Below are 26,242 nucleotides of genomic sequence, written 5' to 3'. Positions count from 1 at the left end.
AGTTTTTCAGTATGAAAAGTGTGCGTAGAATCTTATCTTTTTATTCGTTATTTCTACGTCAAAAAGACATAAAAAATAGTCTGTATCAAGCTGTTTTGATACAGACTATTTCTTATTTTCAGACTTCATAAGCATTTGTAGATAAGCATTTTAATAGTGATACAAGTTTGTATCATACAAACTTGTGTCACACAAACTTGTGTGATTGGTGTTTTATTACTATATTTGCAAACGTAAGATAAATTAAAACCGTAATGATTATGTGCAAGAAATTCGTTTATGGAGTAGCGGTTTCTGACTATAACTTCATAGGAAGAGAAGTGGAAACAAAGCGACTTATGGATAATTTCAGAGGTGGCATCAATGTCATTCTGATGTCTCCCCGCCGTTTGGGAAAAACTTCCTTGGTGATGCGTGTATGTGATAAGCTGAAGTCAGAAGATATTATTACGGTTTATCTGGATATCTTTGGCTGTAAGAGTGAGTATGACTTTTACAACCGTTTGGCATCGGAAGTGCTGAAACAGACGGCATCAAGGCAGAGTATGTGGCTTGAGGATGCAAAGGAATTCCTGTACAGACTTACGCCGAAAATATCATTCAGTCCTGAACCGAACTCTGATTTTACGCTTTCTCTGGGAATAACACCGAAGACACATACACCGGAGGAGGTGCTTGAGATGGCTGAAAAGATCGCTGTAAAGAAAGGAAAGCGCATTGTCGTCTGCATAGATGAATTCCAGCAGGTAGGTGAGATGGCTGACAGCAAGCAGGTGCAGGCACGGCTGAGAACCGTATGGCAGCATCAGAAGCATGTGTCTTATTGCCTTTTCGGTAGTAAGCATCACTTGATGAGCAGCATCTTCCTGCACCGCAGTATGCCTTTCTATCAGTTTGGTGACTTGATAGTACTTGACAAGATTTCAACAGCTGAATGGGTGGAGTATATTGTCAGCCATTTTGCAGATGGCAAAAGGACAATCAGTCCAACCCTTGCAGAGGAGATCTGCAGGTTCACAGACAATTATTCTGCTTATGTCCAGCAGTTATCCTGGCTTGTTTATACGCAGAAAGAAGAAGGAGAAACTGTGGATGAAACCGATGTAAAACAGGCAACAGACGACCTTTTAGCTACGAATGAGGTACTCTTTATGCAGATGGTTGAGCCTCTTTCAGAGTATCAGCTTAACTTCCTGCGTGCCATTTCCTCTGGTGTTACGAAGGACTTCGGACTGGCAAAGGTGCGGGAGAAATACCATTTGGGTAGTTACTCGAATATCAACCGATTGAAGAAAGCCCTCCTTGAACGTGACTTGATTGAGAATCGTGGGAAAGAATTGGCAATCACTGACCCTGTTTTTGCCAAGTGGTTCCAAAGGAAGATGATGTTTTAGGGAGAACAGAAGTAAAAAAGTTAAAGGAGTCAAGCCAATGGTTTTTATCGTATGATACTCTTCTTCTCTACGAAAAACTATTGGCTTGACTCCTTTAATTCCCTGTTTTTAAATCTTTGTCAACCGTTCTTTCTGCATTTCCAGCCACTTTCTGCGAATTATTTTCATGAAAAGAAGAATTTATTTTCATGAAGAAAAATATTTATTTACGTGAAGAAAAATATTTATTTTCATGAAAATAATTCCGTAAAGAGCGATGAATGGGTGAAAAAGGATGGGAAATAAAGGTGGGAAGGTTGTCTTTTATTGCGTTTATAGTTACTGTTTCCGTATCATAAAATCACCTTATCATAATGTTTGATAAAGTTATTCGTTTTCTAATTCCTCATCAGTAACCTTTGGAGCTGTAAATTTGACAACTTCTCTAAAAGCACTGATAGGACTAATCTTTCGTTTTCTTATTTCATCACTTGACAGCAATGTAGCCTTGTTGTCTTTGTGTTCAACAAGGATAAAAGCTAAATCCTCATAGTGTACACGTAGTTTATCAGACACTATCTGATGGTAGGCTTTCCGGTATTTCTCCTGCTTCATAAAGGAATCTGAACGTGAGCAGAGGAATACGATGCGGTTGTCTATCTTGAAATAATGTGAAGGATACATATCATCAACAGACCATTCTCCACCCATAAATATATCGTAATAAGCTGGTTGAATCATAAAGACGTCACTGTTGATATAGACCCCATTTGTCGTGATACCATGGTCTTCGTATCCGTATCCACATTTAAGAATGAACGCTTTATCCTTAGGATATTGCATGATAAACCGATGAACACAATTTAGAAAGGCTGACTTCATCTGTGTGGTGTCAACAAGGACTAAGCTGTCTAATGGACTACTGTCTGCTGGCTTTTGACAAGTCTTGTTGCAGCAGGAGGACAGGAGCGAAAGAAGAAAGACGAAAAAGATAAATATTTGTTTCATATAAGGGATGTTTAGTAGCTTATCTTTATTATATTCTGGTGTTCTATTCCGACAGTAATCCAGCTTCAATGTGCTGAATAATCTCTTCAGGAAGAATATTATTCATACAGGCAAAATCGCCACGATGGCAGGGTTTATTGCCAAAGACAGAGCAAGGACGGCAAGAAAGCGTATTGATTTGCACGGCATCATCTTCCTTCTGTTGCCAGCCCATGAAGCCACAATAAGGATGGGTTGCGCCCCATACGCTCACAACCCGTGTGCCGGTGAGGGAAGCAAGATGCATATTGGCACTGTCCATTGACAGCATTGTGTCGAGATGACTCATGAGGATGAGTTCCTGTTCCAGTCCTTTAAGGGCATTGGCAACGCATAGACACTGCGGAAACTGTGCTGCCCAGCGGTTCAGCACTTCAATCTCCTGTCTGCCTCCACCGAAGAGGAAGATGCGCCAGGAAGGATGTTTCTCGGTCAGTTTGCGCACAACTTGTTCCATTCTTTCCTGTGGATACATCTTACCTGCATGGGCTGCAAAGGGTGCAATACCTATCCAACGTTCTTCCTTCTGTTTTACACCTATTATATTGGGAAGGCTCTTCAGGTCGCCACCTTCAGGCGGAAAGATGCTCGTAAATTCAATTTTAATAGGATAGCCCAGTGCTTCAAGCACATCAGCATAGTTCTGGAAGGAGGTAGGCTGCTGTGTTAACACCTTGTTTTCAGCTTGACACAAGAGCTTCTTCCCTTGTTTGTGTTTGTTGATATGTGCCACGGAATATCCGCCAAGGAGGAATCGCAGCCGCAGGAAACGTGTGCGGAGAACGTTATGGAAATCGGCTATGGTAGTGGGATGCTTCGCTACCAGTCGCCTGTAAAGTTTGTTGAGCCCTGTAAATCCTTTGTATTCACCTTTCAGGTCAGCAGACATAAAGCATATGTTCGGCGCAAGATTCTGAAAGAAAGGACGCGCAAAAGGACGGGAAAGGACGCTGATTCTCACATCGGGATACTGCTTTGCAAGCGAGTAGACAACGGGTACTGTCATGGCAATATCTCCCATGGCAGAGAATCGGATAATAAGGATGTGTGGGGTCTTCATAGGATGACAGGGATAATAGGCTTGGATAAGAAATGAGATGTGACAGGCTGTTATCGGGCAGGAATAAACGATAATGTGCGCTTATTCATAGCTGATAACGCTTAGCAGAGTTTACCCTCAATAGCAATTACGTCCCCTCCCACACTGGGAGGGGACGGCGGAGGGATTTCTTTTTATTTATTTCTTATTGTAGAGTATCGGATTCGTTGCAGGGTCGTTGTACATCTTCATCTGTCGATAAACCTTCATGTACTTGCGGCCATGCTGAATGTCATCGAGCAACTGGTCGATGGCAAGGCTGAGATCCTTCTGCTGTTCGAGGAGGATATTCAGTTTTGACTTACACTTCTCAACGTGTTCAGCTGAAGCATCCGTGCGCTCGGTCTGCTCCTTCATGTGGTAAATCTTCAAGGCAAGGATAGACAGGCGGTCAACTGCCCATGCCGGGCTCTCGGTGTTGATGGTAGCTTCAGGAAGCGGTGTCACATCCGAGTAGAGCTGACGGAAGTAAGAATCAATCTGCTCAACAAGGTCTGTACGGTCCTGGTTTGAGCGGTCAATGCGATGTTTGAGACTCATTCCTTCTTCAGGATTGATGTGTGGGTCGCGGATAAGATCCTCGAAATGCCACTGAACAGTGTCAATCCAGCACTTCAGATAGAGACGGTTTTCGATGGAATCTCTGTCGTAGGGGTTGCTAATCGGCGTATCTACATTATCCGTAATATGGTAGTCACGGATAGCCTGATTGAAAATCTCGTTACAATGTTTTGTAAATGACATTCGGTTTTTATTTTTCTGTTTATTTTGCAAATATATAGTAAAATCCTTAAAGCACAAAATAAAAACCGTTGTTTTTCATAGATTATTAATTAAAGATTGTCTGTCTGAATGTAAGAAATACTCAAGGCAGGTTCTGTAAAATCCATGCTGAACGGTTCGTTTTTATGAGTATGGTCAGTTGTTTGTGTCTTTTTGTCTTTATTATGGTTTTTGCCTCTCTTCCTGTGATATAGTCTGTTATGCTCTTTAAAGAAGAAAGCGGAGTGGTTTTCCCGGCAAGGTAAATTCCTGTTTCCTCGTTCATCAATACTTTTTTTGCTTATTCTGATACGGTGCAATGTATTGTCTGAAGTATTATCAGTATTCAATATTAATTAAGGTGAAAGCCATAAATAGAACCATGATTCGACTGTTTTCTAATCTTATCATTGTCTATGATCTGCGGCAGATTCTGTAGTTTCCGACTAAAAATAATCCCTTCTTGATTGTGAAATATTACAAGTAAGGTTTGAATGAAGTAATATAATCATTTGATTTATCGCATGATAAAGTGATAAAACAGTCAAAAAGCTGCACAAAGATATATGGTTTGTGCAAGAGTATGTGCTTTTTTAACCAAAAAACTTGCACACATCGAAAAAAAACAGTTCCTTTGCAACCGCATTTTGAATTTGGAAATCAATATTAAACATTTTAAAATTTACAATTATGTCAGAAATTGAATCAAAAGTAAAGGCTATTATCGTAGACAAACTCGGTGTTGACGAGGCAGAGGTAAAGGCAGAGGCAAGTTTCACAAACGACCTCGGTGCTGACTCTTTGGATACAGTAGAGCTCATCATGGAGTTCGAGAAGGAGTTCGGTATTTCTATTCCAGATGATAAGGCTGAGAAGATCGCTACTGTTGGCGACGCTATCTCTTACATTGAGGAAAACGCTAAGTAAGGTTTACTCAAGATAAAAGTACCAAGCAAAGCGTATGCCTTTGCTTGGCTTTTTTTTTACTTTACTTTTTTAATTTATATTTCAACGCATGGAATTAAAAAGAGTAGTTGTAACAGGTCTTGGCGCCGTTACTCCATTGGGTAACACTCCAGAGGAGACCTGGCAGAACATGCTGGCAGGTAAGAGCGGTGCTGCTCCTATTACACATTTCGATACAACCCAGTTCAAGACGCAGTTTGCCTGCGAAATCAAGGACCTGAACGTCAATGATTACATTGACCGTAAGGAGGCGCGCAAGCTCGACCGTTACACCCAGTTGGCAATGATCAGTGCCATTCAGGGTGTCAAGGATGCTGGTTTTGACTTGGAGAAGATTGACAAGAACCGCGTTGGTGTTATCTATGGTGTAGGTATTGGCGGTATCAAGACATTCGAGGATGAGGTGACTTATTACGCTCAGCATCCAGAGAACGGTCCTAAGTTCAATCCTTTCTTCATTCCGAAGATGATTGCTGACATCGCTTCTGGTCAGATCAGTATCCAATTCGGATTCCACGGTCCTAACTATACGACGACATCTGCATGTGCATCTTCAACCAATGCACTGGCTGCAGCATTCAACCAGATTCGTCTGGGTAAGGCTGATGTAATCGTCAGTGGTGGTGCTGAGGCAGCTATCTGCGCCTGCGGTGTAGGTGGTTTCAATGCCATGCACGCTCTTTCTACACGTAATGATGATCCTGAGCATGCTTCACGTCCATTCTCAGCAAGCCGTGACGGCTTCATAATGGGTGAAGGTGCAGGTTGTCTTATCCTTGAGGAACTGGAGCATGCAAAGGCTCGTGGTGCGAGGATTTATGCAGAGATGGTAGGTGAAGGCGAGTCAGCTGATGCTCACCATATTACTGCTTCTCACCCGGAGGGTCTCGGTGCCAAGCTCGTTATGAAGGCAGCACTTGAGGATGCAGGTATGAAGCCTGAGGACATTGACTATATCAATGTTCACGGTACATCAACTCCTGTTGGTGACATCTCTGAGGCTAAGGCTATCAAGGAGTTGTTCGGTGAGGCAGCTTACAAGCTGAATATCTCTTCTACAAAGAGTATGACTGGTCACCTTCTCGGTGCAGCAGGTGCTGTAGAGGCAATGGTTTGTGTATTGTCTGTAAAGAATGATATTATTCCTCCTACCATCAACCATGAGGAAGATGACAAGGATCCTGAATTGGACTACAATCTGAACTTTACGTTCAACAAGGCTCAGAAGCGTGAGGTACGTGCTGCACTCAGCAATACCTTCGGTTTCGGTGGTCACAATGCTTGTGTCATATTCAAGAAATATGCTGAATAATATAATTGATAGAATAAAGCTCCCTTTCCGTAAGGAGAAGGAGCTTTATTTGTCTTTGTACCAAATTATCGGCATTATCCCCCACGATATCAGTTATTATAAGACTGCACTCTTGCACAAGAGCGTAGCGCGTCGTAACGCAAAGGGTAAGCCCGTAAACAATGAACGACTTGAATTCCTTGGCGATGCCATTCTTGATGCCATCGTCGGTGACATTGTTTACGAGCATTTCCCAGGGAAACGTGAAGGTTTCCTGACCAATACACGTTCGAAGATAGTACAACGCGATACGCTGAACCGACTGGCAAAGGAAATGGGAATCAATCAGTTGATTCTTTCTAATGGTCACACGTCTTCGCATAACAGTTATCTTGGTGGTAATGCTTTTGAGGCATTGGTTGGTGCGCTCTATCTGGATCATGGCTATAATGCTTGCATGAAGTTCATGAAGAAACAGGTTCTTGGTGAAATGATCAACATCGACAAGGTGGCTTACAAGGAGGTGAACTTCAAGTCGAAGCTCATCGAATGGAGCCAGAAGAACAAGGTTAAGATGGAGTTCAAGCTGATTGAGAACCAAAAAGACAAGCAGGGCAGCCCTACTTTCCACTTCCAGGTTATCATGGAGGGACTTCCATGTGGCGAGGGACACGGATATTCAAAGAAGGAAAGCCAGCAAGAGGCTTCCAAACTGACGCTGCAACGTTTGCGTCGTGAGCCTCAGTTCATTGATGAAGTGTTCTCAGCCAAGGCTAATCGTACGAAGATGGAAGAAGAACCGGTGCTCAATGTGCCTGAAACATCGCAGGACATGAACTTCATGGTAGATTCTGAAGCTAAGGTTGAAAAGCATGAAAATCCATTCCTGACGGAGGTGTTTGATGAGAAGTCATCAGTTGCTGATGAGGAGAAAACTGGTAAGATGGAATCTTCTGTAGAGCCAGAAGCAAGGGAGAGTACTGACGACTTCGACCTCTCTGACATCTCACATTCAAAGCCATTCGATCGTGAAGCCATCATCGCAGCTGCTGAAGCAGAGGCGTTTGAGAAAGGATAGCAGGCAGGAGCTGATAAGTATAGGAGTTTTTATAGGCGATAATAAGCGTTAATGATAAGAAACACATAACCGCTTATTATCGCCTTTTTTTTAATTATCGCTTATCATCACCGCTTATCTTCTCCGAGCTTATTCCCACTTCTTATCGGTTATATCGAATTAATTATGTACTTTTGCACAAAAGAAATAAACGTTTATTTAAGACATGGCATTAAAATGTGGTATAGTAGGACTGCCGAACGTAGGTAAGTCCACACTTTTCAACTGCTTGAGCAGTGCCAAAGCACAAGCAGCTAACTTCCCTTTCTGCACAATTGAGCCGAACCTCGGCGTGATTACCGTTCCAGACGAGCGACTGAATAAATTGGCTGAGATTGTTCATCCGGGACGGATCGTACCGGCTACCTGTGAGATTGTCGACATCGCAGGACTCGTCAAGGGCGCTTCAAAGGGTGAAGGACTGGGTAATAAGTTCCTTGGTAATATCCGTGAGTGCGACGCTATCATTCATGTAATCCGCTGTTTCGAGGACGATAACGTGGTACGTGAGGGTGGTATGGCTGTCAATCCGATTGAAGATAAGGAGATTATCGATACAGAATTGCAGCTCAAAGACCTTGAAACCATCGAGGCGCAGCTTGCTAAACAGCAGAAAGTTGCTGCTGCAGGAAATAAGGATGCTAAGATAATGGTATCTGTATTGGAAGCATATAAGGAAGTGCTGGAGCAGGGTAAGAATGCCCGCAGCGTTGAGTTTGAAAGCAAGGAGGAGCAGCAGGCAGCGCATGATCTCTTCCTTCTGACAACAAAGCCTGTGCTTTACGTCTGCAACGTTGACGAGACAAGTGCCAAGTCAGGCAACGAATACAGTCAGATGATTGAGAAGATTGCAGCTGAGGAAGGTGCTGAAGCAATGATTATCGCTGCCAAGACCGAGGAAGATATCGCATCACTCGACAGCTATGAAGACAAGAAGATGTTTCTTGAAGAGCTGGGACTGGAAGAAAGCGGTGTGAGCCGACTTATCAATAAGGCATACCATCTGCTCAACCTCCAGACCTTCATCACCGCAGGTGAGATGGAGGTAAAGGCATGGACCTTCCATAAAGGCTGGAAAGCTCCGCAGTGTGCAGGTGTTATTCATACCGACTTTGAGAAGGGTTTTATCCGTGCTGAGGTCATCAAGTACGACGATTACATTAAATATGGTTCTGAGGCAGCTATTCGTGAGGCTGGTAAACTCGGCATCGAAGGTAAGGAATACGTTGTACAGGACGGTGACATCATGCACTTCAGATTTAATGTATAGCCCTACCCCACCCTTCTCGGCACAGAGAGGGGATAATCATTGGTGGTATGGTTTTCTTTTTATATCATAACTATGAATAATCTACTTTACATCGCATGGCAGCCCGATGAGGTAATCTTCCAGCTCGGTCCTGTCCCTGTCCGCTGGTATGGAATGTGCTGGCTGGTAGGTCTTGCCTTGGGTTATTTCATGATGCAGTGGCTTTACAAGCGTCATAAATACCCTGCAGAGAAGTTTGACCCGCTCTTCCTTTATGTCTTCTTTGGCGTACTGGCAGGTGCCCGCCTGGGTCATTGTCTCTTCTATGAGCCGCAGGACTTCCTCACTTCGTGGAAAGGTATCCTGTCCATCATCGTTCCTATCCGTGAAATGGCTGACGGTTCATGGAAGTATGTGGGCTATCAAGGACTTGCATCGCATGGTGGAGTGGCTGGATTGCTTATCGCTCTCTTCCTTTATATCCGCAATATGAAGATGGATACGTGGGTAGTACTTGATTTCTTCGGTATCGTGTCAGGTATCACAGCCTGCTTTATCCGCCTTGGAAACTTGATGAATTCAGAGATTATCGGTAAGGTAACAGACGTTCCCTGGGCATTTATCTTCTATAATGTAGACGATAAACCACGTCATCCGGGACAGTTATATGAGGCTATTGCTTATCTGATAATCTTTGTTCTGACTTATTTAATATACAGAAAGTATCCTAAGAAAGTGGGTACAGGACTCTATTTCGGACTCTGTCTAACGCTCATTTTCACCTTCCGTTTCTTCATTGAATACACTAAGGAGATACAGGTAGCCTTTGAGGCAGGTTTGCCTATCGATATGGGTCAGATATTAAGTATTCCTCTTATAGCTCTTGGTGTATGGTCAATCCTACGCTCAAGAGGCAAGGAAGGTAAACTTCCATAAGAAAGTTCAGATTACAAGTTACGTTAATTGCACGAATATTCCTACTTAATGGGTATTCGTGCAATTCGTTTTATAAGAAGTAAATGCCGTTAATTAATTCGTTATATTCGATTAATTAGCATCATTCCAAGTATTGATATATCAGCAGTTAACGCTTTTCATCGAATTATTTTCGTGAAAATAAATATTTTTTTTCACGTAAATAAATATTTTTCTTCATGAAAATAAATTCTTTTCTTCGTGAAAATAATTTCTTTGTGTGTAGCTTTTTTAGTGATTATAATCTATTATTTTGTTTATATAAAAGTAGTTAAATAAACTGATATAGTTGGTCTTATGCTGTATTTCATTTGTGTTTTTAGAGCATAATGACTACCTTTGTATAAAATTATAACTCAAATTAAAAAAATATGAAAAAGTATTTATTGATTTTATTGGCATTATTGCCAATGATGTTATTCACAGCATGTTCCTCAGATAAAGAGGAAGAAACACCTAATGCTCTTGTAGGTACTACATGGCATTATTTCGAGAAAAAAGGTGATGTTATCAAAGAAATGGTAGTATTAGAATTCAAGTCAAATACGGTAGTTAAATTTATAAATGATTTTAATCTTGATAAGAATCCTACTAAAGAAGATCATGATGAGTTCGAGACTAACTATGTTTTGAAGGGTAATAAAATATCATTTAAAATAGAAGAAAATACTATTTGGGGTGAAGTTAATGGTGACAAGATGATTTTACAGGAGGTAGAAAATGGTAAACTTGTAAAAGCAGAATTTACTAAGAGATAAGATTTTCTTTTTTAACAGCATAGAAAGCTGTTGCGAAATAATATAGGGATGCAACGACATTGCATCCCTATTTCTTTAGGTAGATATTAAAAACAACATGAAAAGCAAGGGAATATTTGGGCTTTCCTCCTTATTTTTGTAATTTTGTAAGTCTAAGGATAAAATAGGAAACAGACTTAATAAGGAAGTAAAAGATATGGCAAAAGACGATAAGGGACTTACCCCGATGATGAAACAGTTCTTCTCGATGAAGGCGCAACATCCTGGAGCATTGATGCTCTTCAGGTGTGGTGACTTCTATGAGACGTATGGTGAGGATGCTGTGGAGTCGGCAAGAATACTCGGTATTACCCTTACGCGTCGTAATAATGGTGGTAGCAGCGACTCTATGGAGATGGCTGGTTTCCCGCACCATGCCCTTGATACTTATTTGCCTAAGCTCATTCGTGCCGGAAAGCGTGTGGCTATCTGCGACCAGTTAGAAGACCCGAAGAAGAAGCGTGAGGCCATCAAAGGCAAGAAAGGGCTGTCAGCAATGGACAAGATGGTGAAGCGTGGTATCACAGAACTTGTCACACCAGGTGTTGCCATGAGCGATAACGTACTGAACTATAAGGAAAACAACTTCCTTGCAGCGGTACACTTCGGTAAAGGTGCTTGTGGAGTCAGTTTCTTGGACATATCTACTGGTGAGTTTCTGACCGGTGAAGGCACCTTTGATTACGTCGAAAAGCTGTTAGGTAACTTCCAACCAAAGGAGGTGCTCTTTGACCGTGCGAAGAAGCAAGACTTTGAACGCTACTTCGGTACACGCCTTTGTACGTTCGATATGGACGATTGGGTGTTTACTGATCAGACGGCACGTCAGAAGCTACTGAAGCACTTCGGCACGAAGAATCTAAAGGGTTTCGGTGTTGATCATTTGAATAACGGTGTTATTGCAGCAGGTGTTATCCTGCAGTATCTGGAGATAACACAGCATACACAAATCAATCATATCACTTCATTGGCACGTATTGAAGAAGATAAATACGTGCGAATGGACCGCTTCACCATCCGTTCTTTGGAGCTGATTGCATCAATGAATGAGGGTGGATCATCGCTTTTGAACGTTATCGACAATACCGTTACGCCAATGGGTGGACGTATGTTGCGCCGTTGGATGGTCTTCCCACTGAAAGAAGTAAAGCCTATCAATGAGCGTTTGGACGTAGTTGATTATTTCTTCCGTGAGCCTGATTTCCGCGAATGTATCAATGAACAGTTCCATCGTATAGGCGACTTGGAGCGTATTATCTCAAAGGTAGCAGTCGGTCGTGTGTCACCTCGTGAGGTAGTGCAGCTGAAGAATGCCCTTATGGCTATCCAACCCGTCAAGACGGCTTGCCTTTATGCAAAGAGCGATACGCTGAAGAGGATTGGCGAACAGCTGAACCTCTGTGAGTCCCTACGTGATAGGATAGAGAAAGAGATACAGCCTGACCCTCCACAGTTGGTCAATAAAGGCGACGTGATAGCCTTAGGTTATAACCAGGAGCTCGATGATTTGCGTTCTATCCGTGACAACGGAAAGCAGTATCTGTTGGAGATTCAGGAGAAAGAGATTGAGCAGACGGGTATCAGCTCACTGAAGATAGGATTTAATAACGTATTCGGCTATTACTTAGAGGTGCGCAATACGTTCAAAGACAAGGTGCCAGAGGATTGGATTCGTAAGCAGACACTGGCGCAGGCAGAACGTTACATCACACCTGAACTCAAGGAATACGAGGAGAAGATACTCGGTGCTGACGAGAAGATATTGGCTTTGGAAAATCAGCTTTATATGGAGCTGGTACAGGATATGCAGGAGTTTATTCCGCAGATACAGATTAATGCCAACCTCATTGCTCATCTCGACTGTCTGCTTTCGTTCATGAAGGTGTCACAGTTGCAGCGTTATGTGCGCCCAGTGGTGGACGATTCGGAGGTGTTAGACATTAAGCAGGGTCGCCATCCGGTAATTGAAACACAGCTGCCGATAGGCGAACAGTATGTGCCTAATGATGTATTGCTTGATACGGAACGCCAACAGATAATGATGATCACGGGTCCGAATATGGCGGGTAAGTCTGCCCTACTCCGCCAGACGGCACTCATCGTACTCTTGGCACAGATAGGTTGTTTTGTTCCTGCTGAACGAGCACGCATCGGAATGGTGGATAAAATCTTCACACGTGTGGGTGCTTCGGATAACATTTCATTAGGAGAATCAACCTTTATGGTTGAGATGACGGAGGCTTCAAACATCCTAAATAATGTCACTTCACGCTCTCTGGTGCTCTTTGATGAGCTGGGGCGTGGTACAAGTACCTATGATGGTATCAGCATTGCATGGGCTATTGTAGAGTATCTGCACGAACATTCACGTGCACAAGCTCGTACCCTCTTTGCTACACACTACCATGAATTGAACGAAATGGAGAAGAATTTTCCACGTATCAAGAACTTCAACGTCTCTGTGAAGGAAGTGGATGGAAAGATAATCTTCGTTCGTAAGTTGGAGAAAGGTGGTAGTGAGCACTCCTTTGGTATTCATGTAGCGGAGATAGCGGGTATGCCTCGTTCCATTATCAAGCGTGCCAACGTCATTCTTAAGGAACTTGAAGCAGACAATGCACAAGTGGGTAGTGTCGGAAAGGCTGCTGTTGAGCATCTTGACCAGAGCAGAGAAGGTATGCAACTCTCCTTCTTCCAACTCGATGATCCTGTCCTTACGCAGATTCGTGACGAAATCCTCGGTCTTGATGTCAATAATCTTACACCTGTTGAAGCCCTCAACAAGCTGAATGATATTAAGAAGATACTGAAAGGATAGACACTATTATCATTGATATAGTAGGGAAATAGAAGAGTAAGGGAGACATAGTAACAAAGTAAATTATACATAGTAACAAAGGGACATCAGAACTCATATAAGAAAAAGAAGACAGGGTAACATAAGAACAAGCAATAAGTTCTTATGTTACCCTGCACTTTGTTTATATGTTACTCTGTCTTTATTCTTCTTTACTCTGTCTCTTTTTTAAGTTCATCAATCTGTTGGATAATATCGGAATTAATGCGTTGCATACGGAAGTAAATGCTTATACCGATAACTGCTCCGATGATTAAGCCGACCCCACCACCAATCATCATACTATAGAATAAGGATTCATTTTCTCCTCCATTCGCAACACCCAAACCATTGTATACCTCTAAGCAAATCCAAGGAACCCATATTGTCAATATAGAGATACCACATAATAAGGATATTTTGCGGAGCTTTTTCATTCGTTGCATTTGTAGAGATGCTGCTATGAGATCACCATTGAGGAACTCTTCCTTATTGACATGATTGATATAAGCATCGAAACCGACACTGAAAGTCATAAATATAACAGTGAATCCGTAGAACCACCAAGACAGGTTAAATATCTCCCGAGCTTCATAATAGGCATAATAAATAAATAGTAACACTAAGAATGAAAACCATGTATATTTCTTCATAGACGACATCTTATCGAGCATTGACTGCCTGATAAGTTTGTCGTTGATGAGTGTCTGGTTTTCAAGTTTATTCTTGAGGATGCCCAATTGCTGGCGCATTTCCTCAAACTCTGTATGCTTTGTTTCCATTGTAGTTTTCTTTTTAATGTGATTGTTAAGTCTTGTAGGGTATGGGCTAATTAGACCAATTAGGCTAATAGGGCTAATAAGACCAATAAGGCTAATCCCATTCCTTATATGGTTACTCCCCTACTCCACTGTTGTTTCACTTGTTTTCTTGAGTTTCTCCTTGATTCTATAGAGTCTCACGGAGACATTCTTCGTACTGATACCGACGATTTCACCAATCTCCTCATAGCTCATATTCTCTAACCAAAGCAGGATGATAGCACGGTCGAAAGGTCCTAACTGGCTGATACGGCGATTAAGTTGTTGTACCTGTCGGCTGTCTTCATCGCTATCCGTGAAGGGATTGATGTTCATTGAGAGCGGAATCATTTTCCGTTTCCGCTTCTTCCGGTCGCAGGAGATGCAGGTATTGAGACTGATACGATAGAGCCACGTGCGCACATCACTTTCTCCTCGGAAGTTCTGCAGACCCTTCCAAAGGTTTATCAGCACCTCCTGAAAGAGGTCGTTCACCTCATCTTCATCCTTTGAGAACATATAACACACGGTGTAGATGGTGCTTTTATGTTCTCTCACGATGCGTGAGAAGTCCTGTTCATTCTGTAGGTTGTCCATCTTGTTTAAAGGTTTATTTTGCCCATTAGACGCAGGTAGTAAATGAAAAACTACACAATAGGGATAAAAAAAATATTTATCGTGTGCAAAAGTATTGTTTTATGGGGATAAATACAAGTCCTTAGAGGCTTTATTTAGTAGACAAGACAGACTCGTTTTCAGCATTCAAAATATTTGATTACTTGATTCCTAAAGATTTATAACCGTTTTACCAAGTCTCAACAAATATTTTACAGTTATGATTTAATAGTTGAAAAGTTTTGCTGTTTAAATTATAATATCTATCTTTGCCAAAGATAGGAACGTCTGAAAGAATTAGAAGTAGTTTCCGGCGTATTCGCTGGAGTTTGATACGAAGTATCGTTTTATCGTTAACGAAGGTTCACGATAAAAGTAATTCCCTTACAGCGTTCCTATTTTTTTGTTTAAAACAAGCGCACTATGGCTACCAGAACAGTAAACGGAAGAGAATACACAAAGGCTGATTTTGAGAATCGGTTGCGTTATTTAAATGATGCACAGGAACTTGCTAAGCTGCTGAATGAACTGAAAGCACCCTACATCTATTCTGACTTTCGTGGGAAACAGCTTAGTTTCTTTGCTGATACCAATAATATACGGCGACGCTGCAAGACATTCCGACTTCGCAAGAAGCACGGTGGTTATCGTGAGATTACTGCTCCGAAAGGAAGACTGCATGATGTTCTTCACATATTGAACATCGTCCTGCAGACCTATGATGAGCCTACCCCTTGGGCATACGGCTTCGTTTGTGGTCGTTCTGTGGTAGATAATGCACGTCCACACGTGGGCAAACGTTATATCTTGAACCTTGATTTAAAAAACTTCTTCCCCACTATCACACGCCGTCAGGTGGCTGACTGCTTGATGGCAGAGCCTTTCGGCTTCTCGTCATTGGCTGCAGAACTCGTTTCAGGACTGGCTACTGTGCGCACGGATAACGGTGAAGAGGTGTTGGCACAGGGATTTGCAACATCGCCAACACTGTCGAACTTTATTTGTCGGGAGATGGATAAGGAGATTGCGGGCGTAGCTGCTGCACAGGGTGTCACCTTTACCCGCTATGCTGATGACCTCACCTTCAGTTCTGATGCAGACATACTTCGTCCACAGGGAGAACTGGCACAGCAGATAAAGACTATCGTTGAGCGTTACGGCTTCATACTGAATGAGGCGAAAACCCACTTACAACGCCGTGGAAGACGGCAGGAGGTAACGGGCTTGATGGTAACGGAGAAAGTGAATGTTAGCCGCCGTTATGTGTGTGAAATCCGTTCACTGTTGTATATCTGGGAACGTTACGGCTATGAAGATGCCTGTCAGGCTGCGTGGAAGAGCTACAAGTTGCAGCACGGAAAGACAAAGGGGCATCAGAACCACGTACCTCTTAATAAAGTTCTGGGTGGTAAGCTGAACTATATGAAGATGGTGCGTGGAGCCGATGACCCACTCTATCAGCGTTTTGTTAGTCGTTATACTTCTTTGCAACAAACGAATAAGAGAGAAATAAAAGAGGTGGAATATAAGGCTTATATGGGTAAGTATCTTTCTAAATCGGTCAAAGATAGAGTGACAAGAACTACTGTTTTGTCAAATGACAACACATCATCACGTCAGCTTGGAACTACAAGCAATAATCCTTATGATCCAAGAAAAAAGAACAAACGCATCCTTAACTTTATATTGATGGTGATTATATTGGTTGCTATTATACTCATCAAATTGTTTTTAAAATCACGTCTGTAAGCAGTAAAAAGTAAGTTAATAAGCAGCGTAATTCTCATCTTTCGTCATGTAGATGGCTACCTTTCGCAAATTATTTTCATGAAAAGAAATGTTTATTTTCATGAAGAAAAATATTTATTTACGTGAAAAAAAATAATTATTTTCATGAAAATAATTCGCTGTTTACTTGATCTTATCGACTGGTAGTATAACTTCTCCCAATGAAATCATGGCATTGAAGAGGCTTATATACTGATAATCGGGAATGTCAGAGACCATGATATCACGCTCTTGAATTAGTCCACAGTTGAGCAGTCGTTGCCGCATCGTTCCGCAAAGGAGTGGCGTAGAGGGTGTAAACCATTGTTCTCCATCATAGAGTGCAATGTTGGTATAGGAAGTATCTGTAAGGTGATTGTCACGAACAATAAGTATTTCGTCACAGTCACCTTGCTGTTTTTTTAGTTCGTTAAGTTGAGATCGGTCTGTGCTCTTATAGGGATAGCTGATGTTATTGTCGTAGACAAGGCGCAAGGAGTTGATTTCCTTACGTATATAAGGTGTACAAGTGATGTCGTGGATGCCCTCTTTATCATAGACAAAGCGTAGCTTCGAGCATTCCATCGGTAAGCTAACAGACTGCAGAAGGCCAGCTATATGCAGCGGCTCTGTCAGTCCTAACATTTCCTTGCGTGTGCGGTTCAATCGCTCTTCGTGGTATGCAAGGTTGCAGATACAGCCGTCTACTACCCTTATTGTTTCAATATATTGGCACATAAACCTTCTCAATCACCTCTTTATATTCGTCATTGTTATTGCTCTGTGCCGTAATACCTCCCCCAGCTTTATAATGGAACTGTCCGTCTTCATCCTGATCAATGAAACGAATCATCACCGCACTGTCCAGTTGTCCTTTGCTATAACAGCCCATCACACCCGTATAAAAGCCTCTTTCGTAGCCCTCAGCCTCATCAATTATCTCCATTGTACGTGGCTTTGGTGCACCCGTAATAGAGCCGGCAGGGAGCAAACGGAAAAGCAGTGTGCCGACGTTCTCACGATAATCCGTAGGAAGCTGTCCTGTAATCTCTGAACTTGTCTGCAGGATTTCACCCTTGTTTGTTGTCAGATGGTCGACATAACGATAGCGTTTCACCCGCACCTGCTCTGCTATCATACTCAAGTCGTTGCGGATAAGGTCGACGATGGTAGCGTGTTCAGCCGCTTCCTTCTTATTCTCCATCAGTTCCTTCTCAGCGTCAGGACGTGTTGCATCAATCGTTCCCTTCATTGGAAAGGAACTGATAAGACCTTCTTCGTTGATGCGAACGAATATTTCTGGAGAGAAGCAGACGAACTTCTCTTTCATCCAACAGCGGTATAATGCCTTTGAACGCATGAAGACATCGTGTAGCGAGAGGTTTGTACGGACAGGAATCCTGCACGTGAGGTTGGCTAAATAGCTGTCGCCTTCACGCTCTCTTTGCTTGACAAGGTTGATACGACGTTCATAGTCTTCTCTTGTGAGTGGTTCTGTATGCCATTCCACAGTATTGGTTCTGTAGCTTTCAGCCTCAGGAATATTGTCAAGGATTGGGAAGGCAAAAAGCAATTCATGTGGGTCAATGTCCGTAGACTCCTCTACGTATGCGCCATCGGCTTTATAATTGATGATAAAGATAAAGTCTTTGCCGTTCTTTGCCAGTGTGTTCATGCGCTGGATGGCGTGTTCACGATTATAGAGTTTCATGTGTTGGGTGCTGATGATAGACCGTTATAAGTGTTTGTTATTATTGATAGTTTCTTATTTTCTTCCCTCTTTGGTCATCGCTTATAAGGCTTGATTGTAATCTTGATGTGGTAAGTCTGCTGGCTGATACGCTGTTCAATCTGATACCTTCCGGGGTAAATCAGCTCCAAACGGCGGTACATGTTCTCAAGTCCGATACCCTTTCCACTCTTGTCTGTGTCGTTTTTGGGGTAGTTACTGTTCTCACAGAGAAAGACTATCTTACCGTTATCCTCCGTGATGGATATGTGGATAAACGATGGCTTGTTGGCACTTATGCCATGCTTAAAGGCATTCTCGACAGGTGTCAGGAACACCAATGGCGCAATGAGCAGTTGTGAGTTGTGGATGATGAATTGACTCTTTATCTCTACATTGCTGCCTGACCGTAATGTCATCAGATTGATGTAGTTCTTGATGAAAGCAATCTCACCATTCAGGCTCACCTCCTTTGGCTGCGTCTCATAGAGTGCATAACGCAGGAGTTCAGACAGTTGACCGATTGCCTTTTGGGCATTGTTCGGGCTTGTCTGTGTGAGCGATGAGATGTTGTTGAGCGTATTGAAGAGGAAGTGTGGGTTCAGCTGGTTCTTCAGCCACGCCAGTTCGGCCTCCGTCATCTTCTGTTTCTCTTCCCTCAGCTGTCTTCTGAGCGTGTTATGCCGGATATAGTAGCGTACGAAGATAGCAGCAACCACCATTGCATAGTTGAGAATCATCCACATCACACCAAACTGATAGAAGCCTATCCGTATCGGAGCATTGGGCAAATCGTCGTTATAGATGCTGAAGATATGGTGGTTCCATAGGATGATGAACAGCAGGTTGATAACCCAGAATGCCCAGTGCTTGAGCTTGCTCTTTGCTTCAAAGAGGTAAGGAACAAGCAGATAGAAGTTTGCCATGAAGACAATCAGTAGCAGGAAGAGTACGAAGGCATTGACACGCATTGACTCTTTGGCTGCATTGACATCGTGCTCGAGCAGCATGATGACCAGTGACCAGATGGAAACAAGGAGCGCATAAATGCCTACCTGTGCGCCAAGAACGGACAGGTTGTAGCGGCTCAGGCATAACTTCTTTATTTCCTCCAATATCTTCATGTTGCAAAGATAGTCTTTTAAAAGGAAAGAAGCAAGCGGAAGTTATCCTACGTTTTTACTTTTTCTTGTTTTAACACGGAGTGGTAATAATCGGTAAATCAGTGCTTTATAAGGGTGGATTGTTTCGCTTGTTAGGCAAATAGCCCCAGTTGGTACAATCTTTTAGTCAGATTAATCGTCTTTTTATGCCTAATTGACCAAGCTCTATCTGTTATTTACCCCTAATCATTGATCTTCGCATCTATTATCCCCTCTTATCAATTAGTATGGCTTTTGATATCCAACCTATCGACTGCCACGCATTCGTATAGGATGTTATATTATAAAGTCAACTATTTCTTGCAGGCGAGTTAAGTCTCCGCACCATTGGTGTTCACGGTCAGCACGAGTGGTGTTGATGCTTAGCACCACTCGTGCGGAGTGTTAACACGACGATAGGAAATGAGGATAGAGAGTCATTACAGCCGTTGATATGATAACGAAAGATGCTGATGATGAACTACATCTATTTATGTCCCAATCGCCGATTTACGCCTTGTTCTGATCTGCCTTGATCAAGGCAAGCAGTCGCTCAACCGCTTCTTCTTCTGGTATATTGTGCTCAACGCACACTTGTTTGCGGTAAAGACTCACCTTCTTTGGTCCTGCACCCACGTATCCATAGTCGGCATCAGCCATCTCACCCGGTCCGTTTACAATACAGCCCATGATTCCTACCTTCAGTCCTGTCATGCCCTTCGTAGCCTCCTTGATGCGGGCAATAGTCGTGCGGAGGTCGTAGAGGGTACGACCGCAGCCCGGGCAAGAGATGTATTCGGTCTTGACCATACGCAATCGACCTGCTTGGAGAATACCGAAGGCAGTCTGCTCGACATCCTCTTGTGGGAGGTTGCCATGGTTCATCAGCCATATACCATCGGTGAGTCCGTCCATCATCAGTGCACCCATATCTGCTGCAGCTTCCAATTGGAATCTTTCTTTGGCAGTAGTTGTCTCTGACTGTTGGCTATTCTTGCTTTCTTCCTTTTCTTCGGTGGTCGAATGCTGGTACATCTGTGCGAAGATAATAGGGTTCTTTACCCCTGCTATCATCAGCTGATGCGCCAGTGCACGCTGGTCACCGAGGCGGTTCTGATGGCTTGTCATACATACTACCACTACCTCTGGATGAGTCTTCAGACAGGCAAGGAACTCTTCTGAAGGTGTGCCGAACTTCAAGACGAGGAACTTAACATCAGTGTTTATTGCACTGATGAAAGGCATTCCCGTCACTGGGAAGATAGGATAGACATTCTCCAAGGACTGTTTACCACTGTTGGCAAGGTGCATATAGGCATCGTAATCAAGGATATACTTCTGCTTCTTGCCCCGATTTTCTGGCAGTTCACCCTGTACATAGATATAGTCGGGCTTCGGTAAGTCTGGTGATGACACCTCCGCAGTAGTCTGGTCAGCCTTTCGAGTGGCAATGACAACAGGAACATTCTCGCCGCCGATATTCCCAGCCGCTACTGTCTCACGTCGGTTAGGGTGGAGATAGTCAAAGCCAGCATACTGTTCGCCGGGGATGAGGATGTGTTTCTCATGTCGACGGATATACCATGTCAGGTGTTTAGCCACAGGAATCTCGCACTCTGGCTCTTCACTCAATGACACACGGATCGTATCACCAAGCCCATCAGCGAGCAAAGCACCGATACCTACGGCACTCTTGATGCGTCCGTCTTCACCTTCACCAGCCTCGGTAACACCAAGGTGGAGCGGATAGTGCATATCTTCCTTGTCCATTTCAGCAGCAAGGAGTCGTACGGAACGAACCATAACAACCGTATTGGATGACTTAATGGAGATGACAATGTCATGGAAGTCGTACTTGCGGAAGATGCGGAGGAACTCCATACAGCTTTCTACAATACCTTCCGGCGTATCGCCATAACGGTTGCGGATGCGGTCAGAGAGGCTGCCATGGTTCACACCGATACGTACAGCAGTGTGGTTTTCCTTACAGATATTGATGAAAGGAACGAGTCTGTCCTCAATCTTCTGTAGTTCCTGAGCATATTCCTCATCGGTATACTCCAGTTTTTTGAACGTACGAGCCGGGTCGACATAGTTACCCGGATTGATACGAACTTTCTCTGCATAGAGAGCAGCCACGTCTGCCACGTTCGCATTGAAGTGAACGTCTGCACAGAGCGGAGCCATATAATTATCCGCACGAAGCTGTGCATTGATATTCTTTAAGTTCTCAGCCTCACGCTTTCCTTGCGTTGTAAGGCGTACAAGTTCTCCTCCTGCATCAATGATTCGCTTAGCTTGTGCAATGCTTCCTTCGGTATCATCCGTGGAAGTCGTCGTCATTGACTGTACGCGTACAGGGTTCTCTCCACCGATGTTGAGTGCACCAACATGGGTAACAGAGCTTTTCCTTCTTTCAAAGTTGAATAAATCAATCATTGTTCTATTTATATAATGGGGTGTCTTCCAAAGCCCTTTTGGTATGATAAAAGACCACCCCAAGTCCCTCTATGAGAGGGGATATAGTAAGAGATAATAAGTGATAGCGACCTTTATGTTAATTATTTCCGATAGTTACTCTCCTTGTTTGGAGGGCTTGGAAGAGGTCTTAGCACTTAAACTTATAATCCTTCAGTTCAGCCAACTCCTTGTTAGCCTTCTCTATCTTCTGTCCTAATGATGCCTTCCAGTTGTCAATCTTCTGGGCAATAGCCTCATCACCGAGTGCAATCATCTCTGCAGCAAGGATAGCTGCATTCTGTGCACCATTGACGCCAACGGTAGCAACAGGTATTCCGGGAGGCATCTGAACGATAGAAAGTAAGGCATCAAGTCCGTCAAGCATACCCTTGATGGGCACACCGATGACTGGAAGGGGCGTTGAAGCTGCGATAACGCCAGGCAGAGCAGCAGCCATACCAGCCGCAGCAATGATTACCTTCACGCCACGACCTTTCGCTTCCTTGGCAAAAGTCTCCACCGCATCAGGTGTACGATGTGCTGAGAGCGCATTCACCTCAAAGGGAATCTCTTGCTCTTCCAACCACTTACAAGCTTTTTCCATGATGGGCAGGTCGCTTGTTGAGCCCATGATAATACTTACTAATGGCTTCATATTCTGTATTGTATTAGGTAGATATTCTTTGTTTGTTGTATACGTAAATTTGTAGGAAGGCACTCACTCCTGTCGGATAAGTAATTCATCTTTCGGACAATAGGGGGACGATCCCCGCCAGTTTGTCCTACACAATGATGATAGTAAGGAACGAGCAGACCAGTCCCAATAAGAATCCTGACGTCACCTGTCCTAATGAATGTTGCCTGAGAATCATCCTACTACTGCCCACCAAGCCTGAAACGAAGAGCGTTAGACAGAGCCACCACATCGGATTAAAGTTGAACAGCAGGGAAAAGGCTATCAGAGAACCCGTTACACCACCGATTGCTGCCGTATGAGTAGAAATCTTCCACCACACGTTGATGACAGCACAGAGAATCTGAATCACCAGTGCCACCATGAGTATCGACGTCAGCATGTGGGGCAGATGCAGCAGGTTCATGATGTAGAAGCACGTGAAGTAGCAGAGAATGGAAATTACGTAAGGAACCATTCTCCGTTCCCGTTGCCCTAACTGGATGGGTGTCCAGCCGTGGTATTGACGGTAAAGATGGATGAGCAGGGTAGGGATGAGCACCGTAAACGCATAGACCATGAATACATACGACAGCTTTGCCTGCCACGGGAACATACTGAGATAACTGAATATGAAGATAGCCAGTATGCCCACGACGGGTAAATAGAATGGGGTGAGCACCATGCTCACGACCCTTGCTGTTAATATAATATTCTTTTCGTTCATGCTTTAACACCTAACACCTAATAATTGGAAGTCCTCAACACCCAACATTCAACACCTAACACCCAATAATTGGAAGCCCTCAACACCCAACACCTAACATTCAACACCTAACACCCATCACCCCATCACTCCTTCCTTAGTCTTGCAACTGGCAGTCCGAGCTGTTCGCGATACTTGGCTACGGTGCGACGTGCTATTGGAAACCCTTTTTCTTTCATCACCTTGGCAAGCGCATCATCGCTGAGCGGTTTACGCTTGTCTTCACTGTCGATTACTTCCTTGAGTGCCAACTTGATTTTCCGGGTAGACATTTCCTCACCATCCTCCGTCGTATAGCTGTCAGTGAAGAAGAAACGCAGCGGAAAGGTACCCCAACGTGTCTGTGCATACTTGATGTTGCTCACACGTGATATGGTCGAGATGTCCAGTTCTGTGCGGTCAGCAATATCCTTGAGAATCATTGGTTTGAGGTCCGCTTCATCTCCATCCTGGAAGAACTTCCGCTGAATGTCAATGATAGCCTTCATCGTCACCTGCAACGTATGCCGTCTTTGCTTTACCGCTTCAATGAAGCCTTGCGCCTTATCAACCTTTTCCTTGGCATAGAGCAGCGCTTCCTTCTCCTGTCGGTTCATACCGGCTTTGTTGTTGCGGTAGGTCTCCAGCATATCATTGAAGGTCTGTGAAACGTGCAGCTCGGGCAGATTGCCGTGGTTCAAGCTGAAAGTCACCGTACCATCATCCTCGGTGTCAATGATAAAGTCAGGTGTTATCTGTTGCAGGTTACGACCCTGTGTCTCTCCCATTGACGAGCCCGGCTTCGGATTCAGCTTTCGTATCTCACGTTGAAGAGCCTCTACCTGAAGGTCAGACAGTGAGAGTGCGCTTTGAATCTTGTCCCAGTGTTTCTTTGTGAAGGCATCGAAATGATTTGAAAGGATGGTGCGGATGTATTTGTACAACTGTCCGTCACGCTGCCAGTCGCCGTTCTCAACCTTGCGGTCTACCTGTAACAACAGGCATTCCTGCAGACTCCGTGCACCGATACCTGCTGGGTCAAAGTCCTGCAGAATCTTCAACACCTCTTCCAATTCCTTGGTAGTAGCGTCAATCCCATGATAGATAGCTAGCTCATCGCTGATACTATCGAGGTCTTTCCGTAGCAATCCGTCATCATCAAGACTACCGATAAGATATTCCAAGATACTCTTCTGCTGCTCGGTAAGCTCTCTTTCGCCCACCTGCTCATTGAGCTTGTCGATGAATGACGTTGTATCTCCGTAGACGATTTCCTCATATTCAGCGTTGTTCCGTTGCTGTCTTGAATCGTATGTAGGAAGATCATCATCCGAACGCATACGCTCCAGTGCCGAGTCGAGGGCATCCTGTCGCTCTTCCCGTTCCTGCAGCGTGTCGAAATCATCGTCTTCTGAATGCTCTACAGTATCGTTGCTGTCAATGTTATCGGTCTCCTCTCCGCCTGCTTCTAATGCAGGATTATCGTCGAGTTCGGCATTGACACTTTCCTCTAATTCTGTCAGTGGCATCTCCAACAACTTCACTTGCAGCATCTGCTGTTGTGAGAGCCGCTGTACCTGTTGTTGTTTCTGGGTTTGAATCTGTACTTGTTCCTGTGCCATTGTTTACCTGAATTGTGCTGCAAAAGTACTAAAAAACAAGTATAATCAAGTGAAATATTCCTTTAATTGTGCTGCCAAGGCAGAAAGTTTCTCTGGGTTATCATTTCCATAGCGGTTCCACACCTCCTGGCAAGGCATTAATAAGGGTGATATCATGAGGTCATCATGGTTCAGATAGGGGTCGCAGAACTGGAAGACATCCATCACCTTAACCACTGTCCGTGGCTTTATCTTCATCAGTTTAGCAAGGTCTATCACCTCTGGTGTCTCCGTTACCATCGTAATCGGGGTGAGGCGGAAATAGAGGTCGAGAACTATAATGAGCATAAAGGGCTTCAGTTCTTGATAGCCTTCCAATGGCAGGAAGTCATGTTCAAAGGTTTCGCGCACCTTCACACCATCGTAGAACTCTCTCGGTTGCCCAAATCCCTTCATCGAACGCAGTTTTTTTACGTCTTTGTTCAGTTTTCGTGTGTTCTCCCCGTAGGTCTCCCAGATGAGTTTGATGATGGGCGTATCACGGTGGCGCAGCTTGAAAAGCTGTTCATAGAGGTTCTTTGGTGGTATGTGTAGCTCCAGACTGAGGTCTACCAATGCACGTGAATACATCGGTTTCATTCCCTCTGGCTTTTTTAGGTAAAGCTGTAGGAGTAGCAGCCAGTAGTCGTCAGACCATAAAGGATGTGTTGCCATAATCGTAAATTCCCATCCCCTACCCCTCTTTCTTCAAAGATTGAAAGTGAAAAACTTAGGTGTAGGAGTATATCTGTTTGTCTTTCGCAAAGATACTCCTTTTTATTATAATGGCAAAAGAAAGTGACAGAAAGTTAGCGGGTTAACGTGTTAACGAGTTGACAAGTTGTTTGTGGCAAATAAGTTATCCTAAGCCTATTTGTTTTTAGGTATGAATACGTTTTTAATTGGGCATAAAACAGGTGTGTTAAGTTGCCGTTTTATTTCCTAATTTCCCCTTGTGACCCTACCTATAGTTACTTGTTTCTAAATTATTTTCATGAAGAAAAATATTTTTCTTCACGTAAAAAAATATTTCTTTTCACGTAAATAAATATTTTTCTTCATGAAAATAATTCGCTTTTGATAAGTCTCTTGATCTTCAAAAGAGGGACTGTCTATTGATTTTCTATGCTAAAATGGGTGATTAAAAACCATTCTTTGG

Annotated in this window: 22 protein-coding genes; 9 read left to right on the top strand and 13 right to left on the bottom strand. The window is 43.5% G+C overall.

Annotation, left to right across the window (positions count from 1 at the left end; all coding sequences use genetic code 11):
- Positions 1-260 precede the first annotated feature (260 nt).
- Entirely contained in the window at positions 261-1,394 is a 1,134-nt protein-coding gene (locus tag ADJ77_RS06490) for an AAA family ATPase (protein ID WP_025077632.1), read from the top strand.
- Between the two features lie 366 nt (positions 1,395-1,760).
- Here the strand turns inward: ADJ77_RS06490 and ADJ77_RS06485 are convergent, their stop codons facing one another.
- The 3 genes from ADJ77_RS06485 to ADJ77_RS06475 all read right to left on the bottom strand — a co-directional run bounded on the left by ADJ77_RS06485 (position 1,761) and on the right by ADJ77_RS06475 (position 4,263).
- On the bottom strand, positions 1,761-2,381 hold the full coding sequence (locus ADJ77_RS06485; RefSeq protein WP_025077633.1) for a hypothetical protein: 621 nt from the start codon (positions 2,379-2,381) through the stop codon (positions 1,761-1,763).
- 43 nt (positions 2,382-2,424) lie between these two features.
- The gene (locus tag ADJ77_RS06480; protein ID WP_050696160.1) at positions 2,425-3,480 is read right to left on the bottom strand and encodes a glycosyltransferase family 9 protein; all 1,056 of its coding nucleotides are present in this window, start codon (positions 3,478-3,480) and stop codon (positions 2,425-2,427) included.
- A 177-nt stretch (positions 3,481-3,657) separates the two neighbouring features.
- Positions 3,658-4,263: a DUF4254 domain-containing protein gene (locus ADJ77_RS06475; protein ID WP_025077634.1), complete on the bottom strand. Its 606-nt coding sequence runs from the start codon at positions 4,261-4,263 to the stop codon at positions 3,658-3,660.
- Between the two features lie 708 nt (positions 4,264-4,971).
- Here ADJ77_RS06475 and ADJ77_RS06465 point away from each other — a divergent pair.
- From ADJ77_RS06465 to mutS, 7 genes are all read left to right on the top strand, one after another.
- Positions 4,972-5,208 carry an acyl carrier protein gene (locus ADJ77_RS06465; RefSeq protein WP_025077636.1) on the top strand — a complete coding sequence of 79 codons (237 nt, stop codon included), beginning with the start codon at positions 4,972-4,974 and terminating at the stop codon, positions 5,206-5,208.
- Between the two features lie 88 nt (positions 5,209-5,296).
- The gene (fabF, locus tag ADJ77_RS06460; protein WP_050696159.1) at positions 5,297-6,559 is read left to right on the top strand and encodes a beta-ketoacyl-ACP synthase II; all 1,263 of its coding nucleotides are present in this window, start codon (positions 5,297-5,299) and stop codon (positions 6,557-6,559) included.
- Positions 6,549-7,616: a ribonuclease III gene (gene rnc, locus ADJ77_RS06455; protein ID WP_025077637.1), complete on the top strand. Its 1,068-nt coding sequence runs from the start codon at positions 6,549-6,551 to the stop codon at positions 7,614-7,616. Before fabF ends, rnc begins: the two co-directional genes overlap by 11 nt.
- Positions 7,617-7,821: 205 nt before the next feature.
- Positions 7,822-8,925 carry a redox-regulated ATPase YchF gene (gene ychF / locus ADJ77_RS06450; RefSeq protein WP_025077638.1) on the top strand — a complete coding sequence of 368 codons (1,104 nt, stop codon included), beginning with the start codon at positions 7,822-7,824 and terminating at the stop codon, positions 8,923-8,925.
- A 72-nt stretch (positions 8,926-8,997) separates the two neighbouring features.
- Entirely contained in the window at positions 8,998-9,840 is an 843-nt protein-coding gene (gene lgt / locus ADJ77_RS06445; RefSeq protein WP_025077639.1) for a prolipoprotein diacylglyceryl transferase, read from the top strand.
- A 410-nt stretch (positions 9,841-10,250) separates the two neighbouring features.
- Positions 10,251-10,637, top strand: coding sequence for a hypothetical protein (locus tag ADJ77_RS06440; RefSeq protein WP_025077640.1), 387 nt, complete (start codon positions 10,251-10,253; stop codon positions 10,635-10,637).
- Positions 10,638-10,833: 196 nt separating this feature from the next.
- The gene (mutS, locus tag ADJ77_RS06435; protein ID WP_050696158.1) at positions 10,834-13,494 is read left to right on the top strand and encodes a DNA mismatch repair protein MutS; all 2,661 of its coding nucleotides are present in this window, start codon (positions 10,834-10,836) and stop codon (positions 13,492-13,494) included.
- A 191-nt stretch (positions 13,495-13,685) separates the two neighbouring features.
- On the opposite strand, the gene ADJ77_RS06430 is transcribed toward mutS, so the two are convergent.
- On the bottom strand, positions 13,686-14,294 hold the full coding sequence (locus ADJ77_RS06430) for a hypothetical protein (RefSeq protein WP_025077641.1): 609 nt from the start codon (positions 14,292-14,294) through the stop codon (positions 13,686-13,688).
- Positions 14,295-14,414: 120 nt separating this feature from the next.
- Positions 14,415-14,909: an RNA polymerase sigma factor gene (locus ADJ77_RS06425; RefSeq protein WP_025077642.1), complete on the bottom strand. Its 495-nt coding sequence runs from the start codon at positions 14,907-14,909 to the stop codon at positions 14,415-14,417.
- Between the two features lie 441 nt (positions 14,910-15,350).
- On the opposite strand from ADJ77_RS06425, the gene ADJ77_RS06420 reads away from it, so the two are divergent.
- Positions 15,351-16,676, top strand: a complete 1,326-nt coding sequence (locus ADJ77_RS06420; protein WP_050696157.1) for a reverse transcriptase family protein — start codon at positions 15,351-15,353, stop codon at positions 16,674-16,676.
- A 162-nt stretch (positions 16,677-16,838) separates the two neighbouring features.
- On the opposite strand, the gene ADJ77_RS06415 is transcribed toward ADJ77_RS06420, so the two are convergent.
- The 8 genes from ADJ77_RS06415 to ADJ77_RS06380 form a co-directional block, all read right to left on the bottom strand.
- Entirely contained in the window at positions 16,839-17,432 is a 594-nt protein-coding gene (locus tag ADJ77_RS06415) for an aminotransferase class IV (RefSeq protein ID WP_025077643.1), read from the bottom strand.
- Positions 17,416-18,405, bottom strand: a complete 990-nt coding sequence (locus ADJ77_RS06410; protein ID WP_025077644.1) for an aminodeoxychorismate synthase component I — start codon at positions 18,403-18,405, stop codon at positions 17,416-17,418. The genes ADJ77_RS06415 and ADJ77_RS06410 overlap by 17 nt, the downstream gene beginning before the upstream one ends.
- A gap of 74 nt (positions 18,406-18,479) precedes the next feature.
- Complete coding sequence (locus ADJ77_RS06405) at positions 18,480-19,547, bottom strand: sensor histidine kinase (protein WP_025077645.1); 1,068 nt, start codon at positions 19,545-19,547, stop codon at positions 18,480-18,482.
- 528 nt (positions 19,548-20,075) lie between these two features.
- On the bottom strand, positions 20,076-22,004 hold the full coding sequence (locus tag ADJ77_RS06400) for a 4-hydroxy-3-methylbut-2-en-1-yl diphosphate synthase (RefSeq protein WP_050696156.1): 1,929 nt from the start codon (positions 22,002-22,004) through the stop codon (positions 20,076-20,078).
- Between the two features lie 169 nt (positions 22,005-22,173).
- Positions 22,174-22,680, bottom strand: coding sequence for a 5-(carboxyamino)imidazole ribonucleotide mutase (gene purE, locus ADJ77_RS06395; RefSeq protein ID WP_025077646.1), 507 nt, complete (start codon positions 22,678-22,680; stop codon positions 22,174-22,176).
- A gap of 127 nt (positions 22,681-22,807) precedes the next feature.
- Positions 22,808-23,425 (bottom strand): membrane protein, encoded by a 618-nt coding sequence (locus tag ADJ77_RS06390; RefSeq protein ID WP_025077647.1) that lies wholly within the window; start codon positions 23,423-23,425, stop codon positions 22,808-22,810.
- 125 nt (positions 23,426-23,550) lie between these two features.
- On the bottom strand, positions 23,551-25,065 hold the full coding sequence (gene rpoN / locus ADJ77_RS06385; RefSeq protein WP_025077648.1) for an RNA polymerase factor sigma-54: 1,515 nt from the start codon (positions 25,063-25,065) through the stop codon (positions 23,551-23,553).
- A 45-nt stretch (positions 25,066-25,110) separates the two neighbouring features.
- Positions 25,111-25,758 carry a hypothetical protein gene (locus ADJ77_RS06380; RefSeq protein ID WP_050696155.1) on the bottom strand — a complete coding sequence of 216 codons (648 nt, stop codon included), beginning with the start codon at positions 25,756-25,758 and terminating at the stop codon, positions 25,111-25,113.
- Between the last annotated feature and the right edge of the window lie 484 nt (positions 25,759-26,242).

Source organism: Prevotella fusca JCM 17724 (assembly GCF_001262015.1).
Classification (GTDB): Bacteria; Bacteroidota; Bacteroidia; order Bacteroidales; family Bacteroidaceae; genus Prevotella; species Prevotella fusca.
Note: the sequence above shows the minus strand (reverse complement) of the source record. Positions and strands in the feature narration are given on the sequence as shown.